The organism is Thiorhodococcus minor, assembly GCF_010820565.1.
GTDB lineage: Bacteria > Pseudomonadota > Gammaproteobacteria > Chromatiales > Chromatiaceae > Thiorhodococcus > Thiorhodococcus minor.
The window spans coordinates 1-19,415 of sequence record NZ_JAAIJQ010000025.1; the positions used below are offsets into that span (position 1 = coordinate 1).

Annotated in this window: 22 protein-coding genes and 3 tRNA genes; 3 read left to right on the forward strand and 22 right to left on the reverse strand. The window is 65.0% G+C overall.

Annotation, left to right across the window (positions count from 1 at the left end):
* Window positions 1–40 precede the first annotated feature (40 nt).
* Window positions 41–274, forward strand: coding sequence for an aldose epimerase family protein (locus G3446_RS10165; RefSeq protein ID WP_342450088.1), 234 nt, complete (start codon window positions 41–43; stop codon window positions 272–274).
* A gap of 903 nt (window positions 275–1,177) precedes the next feature.
* Here G3446_RS10165 and G3446_RS10170 read toward each other — a convergent pair.
* From G3446_RS10170 to rplU, 8 genes are all read right to left on the reverse strand, one after another.
* Window positions 1,178–1,402, reverse strand: a complete 225-nt coding sequence (locus tag G3446_RS10170) for a hypothetical protein (RefSeq protein WP_164452725.1) — start codon at window positions 1,400–1,402, stop codon at window positions 1,178–1,180.
* 91 nt (window positions 1,403–1,493) lie between these two features.
* Entirely contained in the window at window positions 1,494–1,772 is a 279-nt protein-coding gene (locus tag G3446_RS10175) for a LuxR C-terminal-related transcriptional regulator (RefSeq protein WP_164452726.1), read from the reverse strand.
* Between the two features lie 371 nt (window positions 1,773–2,143).
* Window positions 2,144–2,228: transfer RNA gene (locus G3446_RS10180), tRNA-Leu, on the reverse strand.
* A gap of 90 nt (window positions 2,229–2,318) precedes the next feature.
* Window positions 2,319–2,392 (reverse strand) — tRNA-Cys (locus G3446_RS10185).
* A gap of 59 nt (window positions 2,393–2,451) precedes the next feature.
* Entirely contained in the window at window positions 2,452–3,576 is a 1,125-nt protein-coding gene (proB, locus tag G3446_RS10190) for a glutamate 5-kinase (protein ID WP_164452727.1), read from the reverse strand.
* A gap of 36 nt (window positions 3,577–3,612) precedes the next feature.
* Window positions 3,613–4,731, reverse strand: a complete 1,119-nt coding sequence (cgtA, locus tag G3446_RS10195; protein ID WP_164452728.1) for an Obg family GTPase CgtA — start codon at window positions 4,729–4,731, stop codon at window positions 3,613–3,615.
* 110 nt (window positions 4,732–4,841) lie between these two features.
* A complete protein-coding gene (gene rpmA / locus G3446_RS10200) occupies window positions 4,842–5,099 on the reverse strand; it encodes a 50S ribosomal protein L27 (RefSeq protein WP_164452729.1) in 258 nt (85 codons plus the stop codon).
* A 13-nt stretch (window positions 5,100–5,112) separates the two neighbouring features.
* A complete protein-coding gene (rplU, locus tag G3446_RS10205; protein WP_164452730.1) occupies window positions 5,113–5,427 on the reverse strand; it encodes a 50S ribosomal protein L21 in 315 nt (104 codons plus the stop codon).
* Between the two features lie 351 nt (window positions 5,428–5,778).
* Here rplU and G3446_RS10210 point away from each other — a divergent pair, with 351 nt between their 5' ends.
* Window positions 5,779–6,747, forward strand: a complete 969-nt coding sequence (locus tag G3446_RS10210) for a polyprenyl synthetase family protein (RefSeq protein ID WP_164452731.1) — start codon at window positions 5,779–5,781, stop codon at window positions 6,745–6,747.
* A 32-nt stretch (window positions 6,748–6,779) separates the two neighbouring features.
* Window positions 6,780–6,856 (forward strand) — tRNA-Pro (locus G3446_RS10215).
* 566 nt (window positions 6,857–7,422) lie between these two features.
* Here the strand turns inward: G3446_RS10215 and G3446_RS10220 are convergent.
* The 14 genes from G3446_RS10220 to G3446_RS10285 all read right to left on the reverse strand — a co-directional run bounded on the left by G3446_RS10220 (window position 7,423) and on the right by G3446_RS10285 (window position 18,930).
* A complete protein-coding gene (locus G3446_RS10220) occupies window positions 7,423–7,743 on the reverse strand; it encodes a hypothetical protein (RefSeq protein ID WP_164452732.1) in 321 nt (106 codons plus the stop codon).
* A complete protein-coding gene (locus tag G3446_RS10225) occupies window positions 7,740–8,291 on the reverse strand; it encodes a hypothetical protein (protein WP_164452733.1) in 552 nt (183 codons plus the stop codon). Before G3446_RS10225 ends, G3446_RS10220 begins: the two co-directional genes overlap by 4 nt.
* On the reverse strand, window positions 8,281–8,817 hold the full coding sequence (locus G3446_RS10230) for a hypothetical protein (RefSeq protein WP_164452734.1): 537 nt from the start codon (window positions 8,815–8,817) through the stop codon (window positions 8,281–8,283). Before G3446_RS10230 ends, G3446_RS10225 begins: the two co-directional genes overlap by 11 nt.
* 40 nt (window positions 8,818–8,857) lie before the next feature.
* Window positions 8,858–9,229: a hypothetical protein gene (locus G3446_RS10235; protein ID WP_164452735.1), complete on the reverse strand. Its 372-nt coding sequence runs from the start codon at window positions 9,227–9,229 to the stop codon at window positions 8,858–8,860.
* Entirely contained in the window at window positions 9,222–9,518 is a 297-nt protein-coding gene (locus G3446_RS10240; RefSeq protein WP_164452736.1) for a Mor transcription activator family protein, read from the reverse strand. Before G3446_RS10240 ends, G3446_RS10235 begins: the two co-directional genes overlap by 8 nt.
* Entirely contained in the window at window positions 9,511–11,466 is a 1,956-nt protein-coding gene (locus G3446_RS10245; protein WP_164452737.1) for a terminase gpA endonuclease subunit, read from the reverse strand. The genes G3446_RS10240 and G3446_RS10245 overlap by 8 nt, the downstream gene beginning before the upstream one ends.
* Window positions 11,463–11,915 carry a hypothetical protein gene (locus tag G3446_RS10250; RefSeq protein ID WP_164452738.1) on the reverse strand — a complete coding sequence of 151 codons (453 nt, stop codon included), beginning with the start codon at window positions 11,913–11,915 and terminating at the stop codon, window positions 11,463–11,465. Before G3446_RS10250 ends, G3446_RS10245 begins: the two co-directional genes overlap by 4 nt.
* A gap of 245 nt (window positions 11,916–12,160) precedes the next feature.
* The gene (locus G3446_RS10255; RefSeq protein WP_164452739.1) at window positions 12,161–12,742 is read right to left on the reverse strand and encodes an FtsH/Yme1/Tma family ATP-dependent metallopeptidase; all 582 of its coding nucleotides are present in this window, start codon (window positions 12,740–12,742) and stop codon (window positions 12,161–12,163) included.
* 17 nt (window positions 12,743–12,759) lie between these two features.
* Window positions 12,760–13,254, reverse strand: a complete 495-nt coding sequence (locus G3446_RS10260; protein ID WP_164452740.1) for a TubC N-terminal docking domain-related protein — start codon at window positions 13,252–13,254, stop codon at window positions 12,760–12,762.
* On the reverse strand, window positions 13,254–15,977 hold the full coding sequence (locus G3446_RS10265) for a DUF5906 domain-containing protein (protein WP_164452741.1): 2,724 nt from the start codon (window positions 15,975–15,977) through the stop codon (window positions 13,254–13,256). The genes G3446_RS10260 and G3446_RS10265 overlap by 1 nt, the downstream gene beginning before the upstream one ends.
* Window positions 15,977–16,273, reverse strand: a complete 297-nt coding sequence (locus G3446_RS10270) for a hypothetical protein (RefSeq protein WP_164452742.1) — start codon at window positions 16,271–16,273, stop codon at window positions 15,977–15,979. Before G3446_RS10270 ends, G3446_RS10265 begins: the two co-directional genes overlap by 1 nt.
* A 316-nt stretch (window positions 16,274–16,589) precedes the next feature.
* Window positions 16,590–16,787 carry a helix-turn-helix domain-containing protein gene (locus tag G3446_RS10275; RefSeq protein WP_164452743.1) on the reverse strand — a complete coding sequence of 66 codons (198 nt, stop codon included), beginning with the start codon at window positions 16,785–16,787 and terminating at the stop codon, window positions 16,590–16,592.
* A gap of 91 nt (window positions 16,788–16,878) precedes the next feature.
* Window positions 16,879–17,691, reverse strand: coding sequence for a hypothetical protein (locus tag G3446_RS10280; protein WP_164452744.1), 813 nt, complete (start codon window positions 17,689–17,691; stop codon window positions 16,879–16,881).
* Window positions 17,692–18,930, reverse strand: coding sequence for a site-specific integrase (locus G3446_RS10285; protein WP_164452745.1), 1,239 nt, complete (start codon window positions 18,928–18,930; stop codon window positions 17,692–17,694). It lies immediately after the preceding gene.
* Window positions 18,931–19,415: the final 485 nt, after the last annotated feature.

Here is a 19,415-nt window from a genome sequence, read left to right on the forward strand (position 1 = left end):
CCCGCTCGATCGCATCTACCTCGCGCCACCGCAGGCGCTGGTGTTGGAGGACCCCGCTTTTGGGCGGGCAATCAGGATCCAATCCGCAGGCAATCACAGCGCGGTAGTGTGGAACCCCTGGATCGAGCAGGCCGCCGCGATGGGGGATTTCGGGGACTTGGAGTACCTGAAGATGCTCTGCGTGGAGACCACCAACGCCGGTCCGGATCGGGTGTCCATTGCGCCTGGGGAGACGTCTCGTCTTGCGGTCCAGATCCACGCAGAGCGCACTTGAGGTGTGAAGTGGACTCTCAAGCGCGGACCGAAGTGCCGACCATGAAGCGTCGGCGGCAACTCCCCGCTCAACCACTCCCCGTCCGGTGTCTGCCACACCTCCAGGCGATAACGGATCGTGCGGGCCCGGATGTCGAGATCTTGGACAATGAAATTGCGATCGCCCTTGAAGCGCGCCCTCGCTGGTGGTCCTGGGGTGGGGGGAATCCGACGGTCCTCGTCAATGGGCAAGTTCGGCGTCTTGCTGCGCTTGCTCGAGCCCGCCCGCTTGCCCGGCGACTCACCGCTGTCCTGAGCCGACTTGCCAGGAGCGCTATGATCGGCCATCCCGCTGGGTTTGAAGGTCGGCTTGGCTTTCTCCCCCTTGAGCACCGCGATCGCATCGCGCAACTGCTCGATGGTTTCCGTTTGCCGTCGGGTCGTTTCGGCAAGCGTTTCGATCAGCTCCAGCAACTGCTCGATGAGCGGGGTACGCGCCGCGTCGGGGATGTCTGGGAGGGTGATCGGAGCGGGCATGCCGGGAGCGATTCGAAGGTCAGGATTCGGGGCCGAGGCAATACTCTAACGGATCTCCTCAGCCAAGGCTGCCACGACTTATTGAGAAGTTACTAATCAATGTGTGTCATATAGTGTACAAACGAGGGGTGTCTAGCAGTGTTGTGGGCTCGAATTGGGCTCGAATTGGGCTCGAATTTGACTCAGGAAACGGCCTGACTTAGTGAAATTGGAATCCCTCGACTGATGAAAGAGCGCATCCGTCGAGCAGAGCCTACTCAGAGCTCGGACGGACGGGGCTCGATCTGGGACCCGTCAACCGACAGGTGTCGGTCGGTCCAGGTTTAGACGATGCTCAAGAAAAACCCGCCACGCGGGCGGGTCTGTGCGGGTCGCGACGGATAACAGATCAGTGATCCGCCAGCTCTAGGCGCTGCTCAATGCGCTCGACTCTTCGGCGCAGATCGTCCATGCCGGACCTGCTCGAGTAGACGGCGGTCGTCAAGGCGCCGATCTGCTGGCCCATCGCGGACAGCTGGATCTCGACGGAGCCGAGGCGCTGCTTCATCTCGCCAATGTCAGAGCGGATCGCCCGCAGGTGCTCGAGCACAAGATTGGTGGTGTCGTCAGTCATGCCTGCCTCGCTTGATGCCCGAAATCGCTTGTTCGAGCGGGTCTACCACTGAGCGTAGCAAAAACCCGCCACGCGGGCGGGTCCATTCTCGTCACTGACGCTTATCAATCCCCAACCGCTCTAGGACATTCCTCAAGGTCCCTTCGCTGATACCCAGCTCACGGGCAATCCCGCGCTTCGAGGCGCCGGCCTGGTGTCGCTCGAGGATGCGGCGGTCGCGATCGGACAGGCCGGGCGCGGCCTCACGCTGCGGAGATGTCTCGGGCTCGGGGCTCGGCTTTTCCGTTGCTGCAACGCTCTCGATATCCGTTGCGTCAACGCTCTCCTTTTTCGTTGATACAACGGGATCAAAGCTCGCCGCGATACCCATTCTGACCATCGCTGCCGGCCAGGGAAGCGCAAAGCGCGAGGCCGGTAGTCCCGGGTAGGCGTGTGCGCGTGCGTATTGCCGTAATGACGAAGGACGTGAGTCCTTCGTCGTGAAGGCAATATGCAAAGCGCAGTCACACACGCCGTAGAGTCATTCGTCGTAGGGTCGTGCGCAGCCCGAGTGCGCCAACGGCGCTACTCGAGGCGGAGCAGCGACCCGGAGCGGGACGGCCCGGGCTGAGAAGGTTGTCGCCCTGCGCGAGTCCCGTCGGCGAGGGATCGACCCGACGGGTATCACGAGCGCAGACGCGACACTCCGGCAGCTTGGCCGCAACAGCCTTGATCACGGCAAACGCAAGTGCTTGATTTTTTTGGTGCCCGGAGCCGGGCTCGAACCGGCATGACCGAAGTCGAGGGATTTTAAGTCCCTTGCGTCTACCAATTTCGCCATCCGGGCGGGAGGAGGCGTCAAGGATTCGGGTCTGAATGCTGCGGTCCATGATGCGACGGGGATGTCGTACTAGGCCGGATTCAAGAGGAGGGAATGTGGAGGCTGAGCCCGGAATCGAACCGAGGTACACGGCTTTGCAGGCCGCTGCATAACCACTCTGCCACTCAGCCAGAGCCCGCTATTGTAATGAGGCCGCGTGCTTCTGTCACGCCTTATTGCGAGCGAAGCATTACAGGAGCACCAAGTTGTCGCGATGGATGAGCTCTTCGTCGTCGAGGTAGCCGAGAATGGACTCGAAGGTAGACGAAGGCTTGCCCTTAATCCGCTGGGACTCGTCGGCATCATAGTTGACGAGTCCGCGCGCCACCTCGCGCCCCGCCTCGTCCATGCAGGCGACGACTTCACCGCGATGGAAACGCCCCCGTATCTCCTTGACGCCGACAGCGAGCAGACTCGTTCCCTGCTCCCGCAATGCCCTCACCGCGCCCGCATCCAGGACCAGACGCCCGCGAGCCTGCAGGTGCCCGGCCAGCCATTGCTTGCGGGCCGCTTGCGGCTCCTGAAAGGGAATGAGCAGGGTACCGACGAGCTCGCCGGATCCGATGCGCGTCAGCACCCGCTCACCCCGCCCAGGCGCGATGATGGTCGGCGTACCGGATCGCGCCGCCAGACGGGCCGCGCGCACCTTGGTGACCATGCCTCCGGTCCCGAGCCCGGTCACGCTCCCACCTGCGACCTGGTCGAGCTGGGGATCGTCCACCCAAGTCTCCGGGATGAGACGCGCATTGGGATTGCCGCGCGGATCTTGATCGAAGAGCCCATCCTGATCCGTCAGCAAGACTAAGAGATCCGCCTCGATGAGGTTGGCGACCAGCGCGGCCAGGGTGTCGTTGTCACCGAAGCGCAGCTCATCCGTCGCCACCGTGTCGTTCTCGTTGATGACGGGAATGACACCCAGCTTGAGAAGCGTGCGCAATGTGCTGCGCGCGTTCAGATAACGGGGGCGGTCCGCCAGGTCGTCCCGGGTCAGCAGAACTTGTGCGGTATGGTAGCCGCGACACTGGAAACAGTCCTCGTAGGCACGCACCAAGCCCATCTGACCGACGGCCGCCGCCGCCTGAAGCTCGTGCAGGGTCTTCGGCCGCCGCCGCCAGCCCATCCGGGCCATGCCCTCGGCCACGGCCCCGGAAGAGACCAGCACCACTTCACAGCCGGCCTTGCGCCGCTCGACCATCTGCTCGACCCATGGGGCCAGCATCTCGCGATCGAGGCCCTGCCCGTCGCGCGTCAGCAGCGCGCTGCCGATCTTGACGACCCAACGTCGCGTTGCGGGGATCCTGTCTCTGGAGATCATCGGGGGTTTCGCAGCGTATCGAAGGTTTGCAGAGCCTCAGCCGAGCGGATGCCAATCGCCGCTCGCCTCTGCGTCCGGCGCCTCCCAATCCTCACTAGATGATTCGGCCGACTCCCGCACGTCAGCCCCAGGCTCGCCGGCAGCGATCCGCAGCGACTCGAGCCGCGTCATCAGATCTCCGACCAAGGTCTTGGTCCCTTCTCCGCTCAGCGCCGAGATGCCATAGACGGGCGCGTCCCACGCGAGCCGCTCGACCAAACGGGCACGCTGGTTGGCGTAGTCTTCCGCGTCGAGCAGATCGACCTTGTTCAGCACCAGCCAGCGCTCCTTGCCCATGAGGTCGACATCGAAGGCCGCAAGCTCGGCCTCGATCTTACGCACTTGCTCGTAGGGATCTTCGCCCCCCAAGGGCGCGATATCGACCAGATGCAGCAGAAGCCGCGTGCGTGCGAGATGCTTCAGAAACTGGATACCGAGCCCAGCCCCGTCCGCCGCGCCTTCGATAACCCCGGGAATGTCGGCAATGACGAAGCTCCGCGCCTCTCCGACACGCACCACGCCGAGGTTGGGGTGCAGGGTCGTGAAGGGATAATCGGCGACCTTCGGGCGGGCGCTCGAGACCTTGCGGATCAACGACGACTTGCCGGCATTCGGGAAGCCGAGAAGCCCCACGTCCGCAAGCAAGATCAGCTCCAGGAAGAGGTCGCGACGCTCCCCAGGCGTGCCAGGTGTCGACTGACGCGGGGTGCGATTGGTGCTCGACTTGTAACGTGCGTTACCAATGCCATGAAAGCCGCCTTGCGCGACCAGCAGGCGCTCGCCCGGATGCAGCAGCTCACCGATCAGCTCCTCGGTCTCGCGATCGAGCACCCGGGTGCCAACCGGGACTCGGACGACCAGATCGGCCCCGCTGCGCCCCGTCATCTGACGCCCCATCCCATTCTGGCCCCGCTCGGCGCGGTGCATACGCTGGTAGCGGAAATCGACCAGGGTATTGATGTTGTTGTCCGCCAGGAGATAGACGCTTCCGCCATCGCCGCCGTCGCCGCCGTCAGGGCCGCCTTTCGGGATGAACTTCTCCCGACGGAAGCTGACGCAGCCGCCGCCACCGTCGCCCGCCTCGACGCGGACGAATGCCTCGTCAACGAATTTCATGGGTGAGCTCCCGCCACTTCACCGACCTTCGACCCAAACGAAAAAGCCCCGTCCCAGGGACGAGGCTTCGCGTCAAGCGCCGGCCGCTCGCGGCCCCGTCGGTACGGGGATCAAGCGTTCTCGACGGTGACGAACTTACGATTCTTCGGACCCTTGACCACGAACTTCACGACGCCGTCCGCCAGCGCGAAGAGGGTGTGGTCCTTGCCGCAGCCAACATTCACGCCATTGTGGAACCTGGTGCCGCGCTGACGCACGATGATGCTGCCCGCAGCGACTTTCTGTCCGCCGAAGACCTTGACGCCAAGGCGTTTGGATTCGGAATCGCGACCGTTGCGAGAGCTGCCGCCTGCTTTCTTATGTGCCATTGGTATCTACTCCTCAACCGGCGCTAATGCCGGTAATCTTGAGCGTCGTGAGCCACTGACGATGGCCCTGGTGCTTCAGATGGTGCTTACGGCGACGGAACTTGATGATCTTGACCTTCTTCGCGCGGCCATGGGACTCGACAGTCGCGGTCACCTTGCCGCCGGGGAGGTAGGGCTTGCCGACCTTGACGTCGTCACCATCGGCCACCATCAAGACTCGCTCGATGTCGACGCTTGCGCCCTCTTCTGCCGCTAGCTTCTCGACCTTGACTGTGTCACCTTCGGACACCCGGTATTGTTTTCCACCGGTTTGAATGACCGCGTACATGGCTGTAAAGATCCCCAGGAGTGTTCGGTAGTGGCCGACGCTCCGCGCCGGAACAAAGAAGCGGAATTGTAACCGCCGAGCGGAATTCACGTCAATACCGCAGCCCGGCCTTGCGCGATGCGAGCGACGCGCATTCGACCGAGCGCCAGGGCAAGGCCGCAGAGGACGCATTCTGGACACGTCCTCGAGCGGCGCAGTGACCGGCCAATGCGTCGAACCGCCGCGGCGGTCGACCAATCCGCCCTCGATGCCGTATTCTACGAGGCTTGCAAACTGCCGTGGCCCGCAGGTTGACAGCCCCCAGCGCCAAACCTAGCATCCGCCGCCATCATCGAAAGATCCCAGACACGCATGGACCTCTCCACGATTCGACGCCCGGTCGCCGAGGACAGCAAGGCGGTCGACGCCTTGATCCTTCGCCGGCTCCAATCCGACGTCGTGCTGATCAATCAGATCGGGCACTACATTGTCAACAGCGGCGGCAAACGGCTTCGCCCCCTCTCCGTCCTGCTTGCCGCGCGCGCCAGCGGCTACAACGGGGAGCGGCATATCGACCTCGCCGCCATCATCGAGTTCATCCACACCTCCACCCTGCTCCACGACGATGTCGTCGATGGCTCGGAGCTCAGGCGCAGCCGCGAAACGGCCAACACGGTCTGGGGGAACGAGGCCAGCGTCCTCGTCGGCGACTTCCTCTACTCGCGCGCCTTCGAGATGATGGTCGACGTCGGCAGCATGCGCGTCATGGAAATTCTCGCGCACGCGACCAACCGCATTGCCGAGGGCGAGGTGCTGCAGCTTCTCAACACGCGGGATCCGGACACGGATGAGGCGCGCTACATGGAAGTCATCACGCGCAAGACCGCGACGCTCTTCGAGGCCGGCACGCGCCTCGGGGCCGTGCTCGCAGACTCCCCGCCGGAGATCGAGGAGGCGATGAAAGAGTACGGCCTCAGCCTTGGTATTGCCTTCCAGCTCGTCGACGACGCCCTGGACTACAGCGCGGACAACGCCGAGCTCGGAAAGAACGTCGGAGACGATCTGGACGAGGGCAAGCCGACCCTTCCCATCATTCGCGCAATGGAAGTCGGCACTGAGGCCCAGCGGAGCCTACTCCGAGGCGCCATCGAGCAAGGCGGCCGCGACAAGATCCAGGCCGTCACCGAGGCAATTGCGTCGACCGACGCAATTGCCTATACTGCGCAGCTCGCACAGGAGCACGCGACTCGCGCGAAGGATGCCCTCCGCATCCTGCCCCAGTCGCCAGCGACAGAGGCATTGACGGTCCTCGCGGACTTCGCTGTCAGTCGCACCTATTAGTCTGACGCCTCTGTTAGTGTGGCCCGTTCTTGCGGGGTGTAGCTCAGCTTGGTAGAGCGCTGTCTTCGGGAGGCAGAAGTCGCTGGTTCGAATCCAGTCACCCCGACCATTAAATCAAGCAGTTAGAAAAAGCCGGCCTTGAGCCGGCTTTTTCGTAAGTGCCTTCTAAGTGCCATGCGTCAAACGAAGTGCACTCACAAGAAACCGCCGCGTGGGCGGTAAGCGACTGATCCCAAAGATAATCCAGAACTGGATTCGGATAACTCAGATCTGAGTTAGATTTCATCAAAAATTAGATTTCCGGCCAAATCAATCGGCCACTCTGGATGTAGCTCTGATCCGTGCGGTCGCATTGGCTCACCGCAGTTTGGACAATGCTCGACCGAAGGAGAGTAGCAATCTCGACTCGGCCACTTGGCCTCGAAGTGACATCGCTCGCAGTGAAATAGCCTATAACCTTGCCTCTCCATGCTTAATCCGTCGCTTTAGAACCAGAAAATAAAGCCTAAGCGGATTCTCGCGCGCACGAAAAAGCCCGCTCCATCGCTGAAGCGGGCCGGTGCCCTGCGTCCGGCGGCCGGGCCAGCCGCAGCCCGAGCGATCGCATTCAGCACACACTCACGCGATCGCCCCAGACGAGCCGATTTCCCGTTGGGCTCGGCCAGGCCCCGCCAACTATGAGCGGACCACGCGCCGGGCGGCGCCTGCCCATGCATCCTGGTGCTGCGGTGCTGGCAGGTCCGCCTGATCGGATGACGGAGCGTGCTCGGGCAGCGGCGGAAGGGATGCGGCGGCCGATGTTTTGTACTTCGCGACCACGCCATCCCACAGACCGCTCGATGCAGCGCCGGACGCTGCGCCCGGTGCTCCATGGGCATGCTCGGCCAGATCGCGCCGGGCGGCGGCCTGAATCTCGAGGGTGTCGTTCTCGCTCAGACCTAGGCGCGCGCAGACGGCCTGCACACGGGTGAACTGGCTTGCTCTGAGGTCGGTCATTTGGCCCTCGCCATTTTCTGAAGCTCATCATCCCACGCGAGCACGATCTCGGGCTGGGCGTCCGCGCGGCGCATGGCCTCGCGGCCATCGTCCTCGATCTTGCGGCATTGCTGCTCTTCCTCGACCCACAGCTTGCGGCGCTCGGCGCGCAGGGCTTGGCGCCGGGGGCCGCGCTCGGCGAGCGGCAGCCCATAGGGATAGTCGGTGGCCTCCACGACGCGCTCGATCCGGTCGTGGAGCACTTCGCGGAGCAGCCAGGCGGCGAAGCCGGAGAGGTCGACTTGGGCGAGATCGGCGCCGATGCCGGCCCGCACGGGTAGCCTGAAGGCCGGCACATCCATCTGATGGCCGTTATAGAGAACGCTGGCGGCGGACAGCCCGAACGCGGCGTGATCGCCGAACTCATCGGCCTGGCGGTCGATCCAGGCGTGTAGGCGCTCCTTCCATTCGCCGGGCGGCAGCGCGTCATCATCCAGGGCGACTAGCTCGGACTCGATCGCCTCGAGACGCGCGCGGATCTGGGATAGGTCGGTAGATCTAGCGGCCACGGGTGAGCACTCCTGCCAGGGCGGCGAGCGGCGAGCGGCCATGTCCCTGGCTGGTCGACGCGACGGCGCTCGACTGAGGCGCGCCCGCAGGGGCGCTGGTGGGTGCGGATGGCGCGGCGGCGTCTGCCGCGACGGCTGCACTGCCGTGCCCATGCCCATCCCCGACGTATCGATGGTTGCGCCGCGCCCAGGCCGTGCAGGCTTGGGCGAGCTGTCGGAGTGGCATGGTCGTCTCGGCATGACGGCGCTGCTCCGCGCGCAGCTCGGACAGCTCATAGCGGATTTGCTCGACCCGCTCGACGGTCTGCGGCAGGATCTCGCGGGGGTCTGTCCCAGCCCGATACCGTTGCATCACGCGGGCGAGGTGGCCGCCGTGCTTGGATTCGTCGGCGCGGAGCTCTTCAATGCGGCGATGGATGCCGTCGCCCACGGCCTCGGCGGCGTCGGCCGCCATGGTCAGACGGACGAGCCGCGCTCGATCGAAGGGGGCTCGGGTTTCGGGGGGGGTGGTGTCGTGTGTGTCCATGCTCACAGCCTAGTCGGAGCATAGGGACACATCGACCGGCCTAAATGTCCCTGATGATCCGGCGGAGCTGTTTCGTGCTCGTCGGAACCTTCCAGCCGGTGGCGAAGGCATCGCCCAGGTGGCGCTCCAGGGCGGCGCCCGTGGAGCGCATGCGCGGGTAGCGGATCACGGCCTCGGCCAGCCGGCGGGGGTCGTTGTCGAGCAGTTGTGCAGCCGCGCGAAGGGCGTGGTTGCGCCGCGCCTTGGCGCTCGCGCCGGGCCGGAGCTGCAACGCGAGATCCACCGGGACGCCATCGAGCGAGGCACGCACGGCACGGACGACGTAGGCGCGGACCTCGGGCGGCGGGACGGTGCCCTCGCGCATGTGCTCGCCCAGGGCGAGCCACGCCTGGGCGGGATCGATCTCAGCCATGGCGCGCCTCACTGAGGATCTGGCGGATACGGCGCTCGCTGAGGCGGTATTGGGCGGAGAGCCGCGCGATCGCAACGCCCGCGCGGAAGGCGGCGATGATGTGGCGGTTGCGCTCGCGTTTCGACGGCCCGGGGATGTAGGCGGTATCGCCCCCGGCGACCTCACGGAGGCGGCGCACGGACGTATCGGCGATGCCCTGGGCGACATCAGCCCGCACGCCAGCGGACAGGGCCGCCTGCATCACGGCGCCGTGTAGGATCGCCATCAGCGCGCCCCCGGCCTCAGACATCGGGGCCAAAGACCTCGAGCGCCGGGAGCGCGCGCGCCGGTTTGGCGCGCTCAGGCGCGCGCGGCGCGGGGGGCGGCTCGGCCTGGACGGGCGAGGCGCTGAAGAGATCGCCCTGGACTGGGCAGACATCCTGCTCGAGCTGCTCCCAGCTCGCGGCGGTCCAGCTCTGGAGCTTGATGAGCCGGCTCGCGCCGATGCCCGGTGAGCCAGCGAGGTGGGCGACGGCCCAGGCATAGACTGCCGTATCGACCGCCTCGTTCCGGGCGCTCTTGGCGATTTTCTCCCATCGGTTGGTTTCGGGGTCGCGGCGCTCGGAGGTGATGCCGACATACCAGGTGTCTGGCAGGTCGCGCGGCAGGTGCCACCAGCGGTGCTCTGGGGGCTGCGTCGGCGCGATCGCCAGGCGGTCGAGCGGGGTGTCCTTGGCGTGGTTTGTTCCGATGATGTGGTGAGCTCCACCGTACTTCATGGCGCGGCCGGACCAGGCGTATTCGTGGCGCTTGGGCGGCCCGATCAGCGGCGCGGTCGCGGTCGAGGCGCCCTTGATCGCGACCCATCCCTGGGTCGTGCGGGCATGGCACGCGGCATAGACCTCATTGGTCCAGTTGCCGGAGTCGACGGCGTGCAGGCGCGGCAGCAGTGCCACGCCATAGGCGTTGACGACGGGCTCCTCGAGATACTGGGCGAGATCCGCCCAGGTCTCGGGGTCGGTCGGCGCGCCGATGGTCAGGTGGTAGTCGACCACGTAGACGACGGGGGTCTTGGGCGTGGGGCCGCGCCCAAGGCCCAGGATGACGGTCTCCAGGCGATCGGCCTGCACGTCGGTCCCGGCGACGAGCAGCAGACAGCCGCGCGGCGGTTGGCGCATCGGCCAGTCCTCGGCCATCTCCTGGATGTCGGCCGATTCCAGGCGGCCGGGCGGCTCGTAGGGGATGGCCAGGCTGGTGCTCACGAAGGCCTTGACCAGCGCGGGGTCGTCACCGGCCGCAGCGCGCTCCTCATGGAGCTGCTGCCAGGTGCGGCCGAGGCCGATGGGGCTGTAGAGACTCGGCAGGCGGTAGGTATGGTGCCAGGTGCGCTCGGGGTACTTGGCGCGCCATTCCAAAGCGCCCAGCATGTCGGTTTTGGCGGCGTGCGGGATCGGCTGGCCGCAGTGCTCGCAGAGGTACTCACCAGACGGCAGGACCTGCTCCATCACTAGGACCTGGTAGGCGTCGCAGTGCGGACAGGGGAGATAGCACTCGCGTTGATCGCCGGCGAGGTACTCGCGCCAGATCAAGCTCGCGCCCATGATCTTTTTCGGACTCGAGCAATGGTAGATCTTCCGCATCCGCCCGAAGGAATCGGCCCGGCGGTGCAAGGTCTTAAGCGGATCGCCCTCTCCGCCCTTCAGCTCCTCATAGGAGTCGACCTCATCCGCGAGGACATAGCGGGCGGAGTACATGCCCAGGCTCGCGGCCGAGGCGGCGTGCGCGACGATCAGCCAGCCGCCCGGGAAGCGCACGCGGTCCATGGTGTTGGTGCTGTCTCGGCGTTTGCTGACGTGGACCTTCGCCTTGAGCTGAGGGGTCGAGTCAATGAGGGCATCGAAGCGGGTCAGCTTCCAGCCATTGCCAAGCTCCTTCGACGGTTGACAGACGATGATGCTCGCCGGGTCGTGGTCGATCGCGAAGCCGATCAGGTTGTTCATGCTCTCGGTTTTGACCGTCTGGGTCCCGGCGACCACGGTCACCAGTTCGGCGCCGGAGTGTGGGCTCAGGCTCTCCATGATCGCGCGGGCCGGCGGGTTGCGATCGGTACGCCAGCGCCCGGCCTCCTTGGACGTCTCGGCCGGCAGCACACGATGGCGGTCGGCCCATTGCCAGACGGAGAGCTGCTCGGGCAGGTGCCAGCCACGCGCCCAGGCACGGGCGGCGACCGAGCGGGCGCGCGTCGCGGGTGTCGTCATGCGGGGTCCCCGCTGGGCTGGAGCATGTCGAGGTCGGGCTCCTCCTCGAGGATGCGCAGGGCGCCCCGCTCGATCTCTGTGCAGAGGGTCCTGATCTCCTCGTCGAGGGCCTGGCCGATCGCGAGCTCATCGTCCAGGGCAGCCAGCCGTGGGGCGATCCGGGCGGGTAGCGCACGCAGCGCCAGGACGGCCTGACGCGCCAGGTCCTCGACCACGCCGGAGAGGGCGGCGGCCTCGACATAGCGGCGCTCGAGTGCGGCGGTCTCGATGCGGTCGCGCTTGGCGCGCTCGCGGGCGGAGACGGTGCGGGCCTGGTGCCAGTCCATGTCATCGATCGCGGTCTCCTCGAGCGCGCCACTGTCGACGATGTTCTGCTCGATCCAGGGGCGGCAGTCCTGCCAATCGAACTTGTGCGCCTGGCCGTTTTTCCCTCGGTAGGCGCAGGGCATCGGATTGTTCGGCCGCGCGATCCAATAGCTGATCGTCCGGCTATCCAGTTTCAGGCCCCACTCTTTCTCGATAGCCTCAAGTAGCTCTCGAGTCTTGATGTAACCATCTGATTCTGCATTAGAAACCACTATCGGTAGCCCTCATATCTACTCAAATCCCGCGCGTTCGAGATCCGCACTATGGCGCGACGGGGAAGGACCCAGCGGCAGCGCGGGCGGTCCGCTCTGCTCGAGCATGCGGTCGGTCATCGTCGAGCCACCTCGGCAGGTGCGGCGCATGCGCTGCGGATGATGGCCGTCACGACGTCACCCTCGAGCTTGGGCTTACGCATCAGGCGCCGGGCGATCGCGTCCAAGGCGCGCCGATGGTGCTCCAGGAGCGCGATGGTCTGCACAATGAGCAGATCCATCAGCTCGGCAGCGTCGACGCCGATCTTGATGGCGACGGTTGCGACGATGCCGCGCGCCAGGGCGATCTCGTCGACGCCGGCCGCGAGCGCCGGTGAGCCGCTGAAGAGCAGCTCCGCGAGCGGTCCGGCGAGGTAGCGTTGGGCCTGGGCCATGTCGGCGGTCGGAGGGCTGTCCGGAGTGAGCGCCCAGCGCTTGCCCGCGCGGGTATGGCCGAGCCAACGGCCGGCGCGCTCGAAGACCCGCACGGCGCGGAGACGGTCGCCATGGTGGTGGTGAGCGATGCAGTGCCCGGCCTCGTGGTAGGCGGCGTGCAGGCGGGTGCACTCCAGGGCGGCGAGGCCCTGCGCCTCGAGCGCGGCGGTCACGAGATCCTCGGCCTCGGCGGTGAGTCGCGCGCGGTCAGCAGGGGACATCATGTGTCGATCGATAGCGTTCATTCAGGCCACCTCGCGAGGCATGCAGCAACGGCTGCGTCGAAGCACTGACGCAGGCACTCAGGGTTGCGCCGCAGACCGTCGATGTACTCGGCGCGGGTCGTGGGGTCGGACTCGCCCCAGTGGTCGAGGAGCGCCTCGGCGACCGCCTGGGCGTTCGGGCTCAGTGGTGGACCGAGGGGCGGCTCGGGCTCGGGCTGGACCTCGGCGCCCGGGTAGTCGGCCTGCATCTCGGCCAGCGTTGCAGGAGGCGAGCGGGTGATGGACAGCTCCCGGCCGTCGGGGTAGCGGACGAGCCAACAGCGTTGAGGCGTGGACTCTCCATCATTGGCCGACTGGAGCAAGGCGAGCAGCTCGGGCTTGAGGGCGCGGATCTCGGCGCGGTGGGCATCGGTCAGCCGGCCGCTCGGGACAGCAACCAGGCGATCACCATCGGCTGTGAGCTGGATTCCATCGGCGGCGAGCGTATCGAGAAGGGCGGCAGCGTTTTGCATCAAAACACCTCCGCGTCAGATTTCTGATGCAGATTTTCGGAAAACCCTCTCGATCCTCTCGCATCCGCTTGTGGCGCTGGCTCGATGCTCTCGACGGTACTCTCACACCCTCTCGCACCGAGCCAGTCATGTGGATCTTCGGCCCAGCCGTCTTCGTTGCGCAGTCGGAGTCGTAGACCCTTGATTCCGATTGTCCTGAGGCGGCTATGCTGATGTCGCGCGAGGCGATGACCGAGCGTCTCTGCGATATCGATCACGATGTCGCCGAACCGCTTCACGGAGACGGGCTTGCGGGCCTGTTCGTCACACCAGGCCAGATAGCTGGCATAGAGCCACTGATCGACCTTGTCGTAGACGAGCCGCCCCGAGTCGCGGCGTTCGCGGCGCGTGCCGATCGGCGTCCAGTGCCTCGCCTCATCGAAATCAACATCGCTGTAGGGAACAGGCATGCAGCAGTCCATGAGCCAATCGGCCACGGTGTTGCCGGCCGCCATGCCTAGGACGTTCTCCTCGACGACACGGGCGGGCGGTTTCTCGATGCGGGCGCGGATCTCATCCTCCGAGAGCTCCAATATCCAGTTGATCAGACCGGGGATCTCGGCATGGAGGACGCCTTCTTCGCCTCCGCGCGCGCGCCACTCGGCACGCTCTTCGGGCGTTGCTGAGCGCGGGAAGCGGACGGTCAGACGGCGCCGCTCGAGCCCACTGGTTGGGTCGGAGCTGGCTAGCTGCTCGTTGGTCGCCATCAGGACCAGACCGCCAAACACGAAGGAGCCGGTCTGTTGTACGTTCTTCCGCTCGAGTGGCAAGTAGTCGCCTCCCGTGATCGCCTTGAGCATGTCGACTTTGCCGTTGTAGCGGCCGGCCTCGTTGATCATGCAGAGTCGCTTGCCGTAGAGCTTGGCGGTCTCGAAGCGGTTTTCTTCGAGGTCGCGAATGGTCGAGATCGCGGTATTGCGCAATCCGACCAGGGCGGCGGCCAGCCGCTGGAAGGTGCCCTTGCCGCTTCCGCCTCGGCCGATCAGGACGAGAAAGACCTGGATGGAGAGCCCTCGGACCAATGCCGCAAGCCAGGCGCGGAGAAGCTCCACGGTCTCCTCGGGATCATCGTCCTTCGCGTCATCAGCGACAGCGCGTCGAAGCCACGCCTTGATGGTTGGGCAGGTGGCGCGCGGGTCGAAGCGATGGGGTAAGGCCCAGTCGAGTGCACGCTTGGGTGTTGCCTGCGCGATCCGCGTGGAGTCGAGATCGACGAGCCCATTGGCGAAGGGCACAACCCTGGTCGGCCACTGCGGCGGTGGCAGGAGTCCCCGCTTGCTGATGATGGCGACCACGCCATTCAGATATCCGACCTTGAACCCGAGCGGGTCGCTCTCCCGGTCGACGACATCCGCGAGCAGCTTCTCGGCGGCGGCCGGGATGGTCTGCGGCTCCCAGTGGGTCTTGCACCACAGGAGCCAGGCGCCGGCCTCGGCGTCGAGCGCCAGGCGGCCTCGAACCAGGTTGGCCACGATGACGGCGGCCTTGGATTCGATCGTCAGGCGCTTGTCGCCCTTCTCGGTCTCATAGACGAGAGCCCCGAGCGCTGACTCCTCTTCCTGCTGTTCTTCTGGTTGCGAGAGCTTTGCGAGAGGATTGCGAGAGGGTTGAGACCCTGTATCGAGAGGATTGAGAGGATTGAGAGGGTTTGTATGAGTCTCAGAATTTTCCTGGTGAGCTTGCTCCAAGGCTTTCCGTAGCCCAACTAGACCATTGGCCTGGTGGTAGTCGTTCCAGTCCTGGCCGGGCTCTGGTGGTCGGAGGGGGAGAGCGGCGGCGGCTTTGAGCGCGCGTGCAGCAGCGCGGGTGCCAGCCTCGTCATGGTCGACGGCCGCGAGGAGCGGGCGGTCTGGCGCTTGAGCGCGCAGCATGGCCGCCACGGCCGGGATCTGGCCGGCGGAGTAGGCACAGACGACGCGCCATGTCGGCATCGCCATCGCGATCGAGCAGGCGTCTGCATAGCCCTCGGTGATCGCGGTTGGTGCGTCCTCCGCGCTCGGCTGAACCTCACAGTACCCACCTTGCATGCGCCCGCCGGCCAATGCCTTCTTGGTCATCCCATCGGCAGAGATCCGCTCAAGCGACTGCATGGCGCCCTCTGCACCATAGACCGGCAGCAGCAAGCGCCCGCTGGTGTCGACCCTGGCGACGAATGGGTTCACGCCCTTTCGTTGCAGATACGGATGATCCGCGCTCGCCGGCTTGGCGCGCGCCCAGTCGTCGGCTGCTCGCCTGGCGGCCCTGGCGTGCTTTTCGGCCTGGGGCGCGTCGCGGCGGGAACCTGCGGTAGCAGGCGGGGGCGGGGCCGGCCGGCTGTCCGTCGCGTCTAGATTGAGCAGCTCGGCGACACGCTGGAGCGCTTCTGCATGGCTCCAGCCGTGGACGTGACACAGCAGCTCGAATCCGTCTCCATGGGCGGGCTCTCCACCTCCGGTCGAGCAGTACCAGGTGCCATGCTCCTGGAGATTGTCGAATCTGAAGCGGTCGGTCCCTCCGCAGCCAGGGCAAGGACCATGATCGCGCTTGAGCATGTCAGGATCGACGCCAAGCTCCCGGAGGAGCCAGGGCCAGCGCCCTTGAGCGGCGGCCTTGACGGCGGAGAAGTCGCGCTTTAGGCGAATTCCGCGCCTAGGGTGTTTCGTTGGGGGCGATGTCGACGCCCCCGCATCGCGGGGGCTGCTCATCAGGCGGCGTCCTCCTGCTCGGCCTGGCGGCGCGGCGCGGGCGAGAGCGAGCCGTCGAGGGCCTCGAGGACGGCGACCACCTGCTCGACTAGGTAGTACGCGGACCAGATGAGCGCGGCATCGTCGGTGGGGGGCAGCCCGCCGGCGGCGACGCGGAGGGTATCGCGAGCTGCGCTCAGCCGAGCCCAGGCGTCGGTGAGTGCATAGTCGGCGCGGATGCCGGGGGCGACGCGGTATAGGTGGACGTCATCGCCCAGGGCCGGGATCGGGCAGTAGGTGGCAGTGGTGGTGGTCATGATGTCGGTCCTCTGATGTGAGAGACCGACCTACAGCGGGGCAGGATGGCGCGAGCGCGGGCAGTGCGGACGCACTGATCCCTCGGTATACTAGCTCTCGCCGGTCCCCGGTGAGGTCGGGGTTAAATGTCGCGGGAGCCAGACCGCCAAGTATGGCTCGCGCGAACGGCTTCAAGATTACGCTCGGCTGCGGAATCGATCAACGGCTCGGGGGCTCGGCCTCTCGGGCCGTTTTCTTTTTCGCACCACTTTCGAGCTTGCTTCTCGCGCCGTTCGGCGCGGATCTGTCGCGATCTTTTCGACATTTGGCGCCTCCTTATGCGGCGGATGCTTCGGCGGCCTGACGCCATCTCACCAGCTCGTCAGGCGCGACGAAGCGGCGCCGACCGACCTTGTAGGAGCGGAGGCGGCCTTCGGCGATTTCTTTGTAGACGCTGGTCCGACCAAGCCCGGTGGCCTTGATCGTCTCATCGATGGATAGCCCAACGGGCTGGATCTGGCGGGGTTGTTTCATGTCCGCGTATCTCCGGTTGAATGTACGCGGACAGTATTCGGCGGGGGTGCGCGACGATCTAACGCGATTTTTCGCCCCTAATCGTCGCCGGTTATCGTTTCGCGCTCCGTCGCTTGCGAATCACGTTGGTCTTCGCGGGTAGTATTCGACCAAGCTGTAGCGGCCAGCCCTGCCAGGTGATGCCGGGATGGTCTTTCAACTGCTTATTCAACCGATCTCTAACTTCTTTCGGTTTAGCGCTAGGATCAATGCTCGCGCGAATGAATGCGGTCGTCACATCGAAAGCGCCCTCGGCGTCTTCCGGCATTGCGCATCCAACATCGAGTCGCCGGCCTTTCTTGAACAGCCGAAACATGGCCTCGAGCTGAAAGGCGAGCCCCGTAAACCGAGGATCTGGAAGCCGCTTTGTCAGAGTGAGCGAAGAAGGTAATTGGAGCGGCCCAAGCCGATAATGATGGGGCGCCTCGGCTGGGCTAAACGATTCCGGGCTTCCACATTCGTCGAGAGCATCATTCAGTAGCAAGAGCAGCCCGGTTAGCTGAAATGGATCCGCTTCATCGTCCAAGTAGCTCTCCGGCAATCTGCGAAGCATCGCCATTTTTGCTTCGTTGCCATATAAGCCTAGGTAATCGAGAACGGTGAAGATCGCCAATCGAACGTCCTCACGACTGGCCGATCCTTGCTTATAGCTGGCCCGCAAACCTTCATTCCAGTCAGTCTCTGGCGAATACAGGACGGCCGACGTGCAAGCATGGATCGCGTTGTGCCAAATGGCGATTGAATCCCACAGTCCGGCAGATCGGTGTCTGGCCACGTATTCACTCAGGATCTTCCTGGCCTCCTTTCCATTGCGGCTCGCCTCTATGTCTCGCTGGGTGTCTTTCCAAGCATCTGCGGAAAACATCTATGATGCCTCCACCAGTCGCGCGACGGCCGCTGCCTTGTGCTCTGGCGCCAGGTGCGCATAGCGCAACGTCATCGCGAGATCGGAATGCCCCAGCAGCTCGCGGACGGTGTTCAGGTCGACGCCGGCCATGACGAGCCGGCTGGCGAAGTGATGTCGCAAGTCGTGCCAGCGGAACCCGGAGATCTCCGCCGACTCAAGCAGCGCGGTCCATGCCTTGCGGGTATTGTCGAATCGAGCGCCATCGCGGCCCTTAAAGACCAAGCCGGAGCCGTCCGTCTGCGCCTTCCATGTCTCGAGCACGGCGACAGCCTCCGCGTTGAGCGGGATATGCCGGGTCCTGCCGCTCTTGGCGCCTGATCCATGAACGGTGAGATTGCCTCGATCCAGGTCGACGTCTGCCCATTGCAAGCTGAACAGCTCTCCACGCCTCAACCCGGTGTTGATGCTGACAAGAACCATCGGCGTCAGGTGGTCTGAGTAGATGCCGAGATCTGCCATCAGCTCGCGCCCGCGCTCTTGCCGCCACGCATTGCCGCGCGCCCTGGCTTCCCTCGCTTCCTCGTCGCGCTGCTCGAGCGCTTTTCTCAGCCGCCTCTCTTCATCCTGGGTCAGGTAACGGACCACGCCTGCATTGTCGACCTTCGCCGGCTTGACCTTGCCCAGGGGGTTTCGGTCGATCAGTTCCCAATCGATCGCGCGTTGCAGCGCTGCCTTGAGCGCGGAGAGATCGCGGTTGACGGTTGCCGGCGTCCGGCCTTGCTGCAATCGCGCCTTGCGCCACTTTTCGATGTTCCAGGCTGTGAGCTGATCCAGGGGTGTATCGCCGAACTCCTCGAAGAAGCACGCCTTGATGCGAGCGACCAAGGCGGTGCCGGTCTTGCGGTTGGCGCTCACCCAGTCCGAGTAGGTGGTCTCGATGAAGTGGCGCAGCGTCGGGACGGTCTCGCCTGCGTCGACGGCGAGCGCGGCCTTGGGGTCGCGACCATCGGCGACGGCACCCAGTGCGACCTTGGCCTTAGCTCTGCCTTGCGCTGGCGTCAGGATCGCGGCATCGCCCAGGGTGACGCGGCGCGCGCGCCCCAGCTGGACGATGTACGACATCCGGCCGGAAGGCTGCACGCGCAGGATGAAGCCCTTCAGGTCGCGGTCGCGGATCTCGATCGGTTTAGGGATCTCGCCGGCCTTCGCGTCCTTGGCGTAGCGCTGGACAAGTCGCTGCGTGATGGTCTCTTGCATGGCGTCTGCTCCGTGTCGGCGACCGTCGAAATCCGGGGTTCGGGGGATGGCAGCGGTCGGCGAGGTTGCACTTATAAGTGCCAGAATAGCAGACAAAGGCGAATAGTCGCGCCCTTTAGCGGACTATAACCGATTGTTTTTCATGCAAGTCACTGATCGTGCAAGAGCATGAATCGGTTTCGGGAGGCAGAAGTCGCTGGTTCGAATCCAGTCACCCCGACCAAATTTCCCGATACGAAAAAGCCGGTTACGACCGGCTTTTTTGTGCCCTCCTGACCTCGCTCCAACAGTGCAAGAACTAGCGCCCATTCCCACATCGCTCGCTCCGGCCCGCGGTCGCGTGCGCAGGCCCTCGTTCCACTTCGCAGCGACCGCCGATATCCCACTCATCCGATCTTGAGCGCGCAGTAGAGTGGTTGATCCGATGGCACGCTGGACCCGATTCCAATTCCCCTGACGCGAGAATGAGCAGTCGGCCACCGACG

Coding starts and splice junctions, on each gene's coding strand:
- G3446_RS10170 (WP_164452725.1), bottom strand. CDS start 1,402: ATGACTGACGACACCACCAATCTTGTGCTCGAGCACCTGCGGGCGATC.
- G3446_RS10175 (WP_164452726.1), bottom strand. CDS start 1,772: ATGGGTATCGCGGCGAGCTTTGATCCCGTTGTATCAACGAAAAAGGAG.
- proB (WP_164452727.1), bottom strand. CDS start 3,576: ATGATCTCCAGAGACAGGATCCCCGCAACGCGACGTTGGGTCGTCAAG.
- cgtA (WP_164452728.1), bottom strand. CDS start 4,731: ATGAAATTCGTTGACGAGGCATTCGTCCGCGTCGAGGCGGGCGACGGT.
- rpmA (WP_164452729.1), bottom strand. CDS start 5,099: ATGGCACATAAGAAAGCAGGCGGCAGCTCTCGCAACGGTCGCGATTCC.
- rplU (WP_164452730.1), bottom strand. CDS start 5,427: ATGTACGCGGTCATTCAAACCGGTGGAAAACAATACCGGGTGTCCGAA.
- G3446_RS10210 (WP_164452731.1), top strand. CDS start 5,779: ATGGACCTCTCCACGATTCGACGCCCGGTCGCCGAGGACAGCAAGGCG.
- G3446_RS10220 (WP_164452732.1), bottom strand. CDS start 7,743: ATGACCGACCTCAGAGCAAGCCAGTTCACCCGTGTGCAGGCCGTCTGC.
- G3446_RS10230 (WP_164452734.1), bottom strand. CDS start 8,817: ATGGACACACACGACACCACCCCCCCCGAAACCCGAGCCCCCTTCGAT.
- G3446_RS10235 (WP_164452735.1), bottom strand. CDS start 9,229: ATGGCTGAGATCGATCCCGCCCAGGCGTGGCTCGCCCTGGGCGAGCAC.
- G3446_RS10240 (WP_164452736.1), bottom strand. CDS start 9,518: ATGTCTGAGGCCGGGGGCGCGCTGATGGCGATCCTACACGGCGCCGTG.
- G3446_RS10245 (WP_164452737.1), bottom strand. CDS start 11,466: ATGACGACACCCGCGACGCGCGCCCGCTCGGTCGCCGCCCGTGCCTGG.
- G3446_RS10250 (WP_164452738.1), bottom strand. CDS start 11,915: ATGCCCTGCGCCTACCGAGGGAAAAACGGCCAGGCGCACAAGTTCGAT.
- G3446_RS10255 (WP_164452739.1), bottom strand. CDS start 12,742: ATGATGTCCCCTGCTGACCGCGCGCGACTCACCGCCGAGGCCGAGGAT.
- G3446_RS10260 (WP_164452740.1), bottom strand. CDS start 13,254: ATGCAAAACGCTGCCGCCCTTCTCGATACGCTCGCCGCCGATGGAATC.
- G3446_RS10265 (WP_164452741.1), bottom strand. CDS start 15,977: ATGAGCAGCCCCCGCGATGCGGGGGCGTCGACATCGCCCCCAACGAAA.
- G3446_RS10270 (WP_164452742.1), bottom strand. CDS start 16,273: ATGACCACCACCACTGCCACCTACTGCCCGATCCCGGCCCTGGGCGAT.
- G3446_RS10275 (WP_164452743.1), bottom strand. CDS start 16,787: ATGAAACAACCCCGCCAGATCCAGCCCGTTGGGCTATCCATCGATGAG.
- G3446_RS10280 (WP_164452744.1), bottom strand. CDS start 17,691: ATGTTTTCCGCAGATGCTTGGAAAGACACCCAGCGAGACATAGAGGCG.
- G3446_RS10285 (WP_164452745.1), bottom strand. CDS start 18,930: ATGCAAGAGACCATCACGCAGCGACTTGTCCAGCGCTACGCCAAGGAC.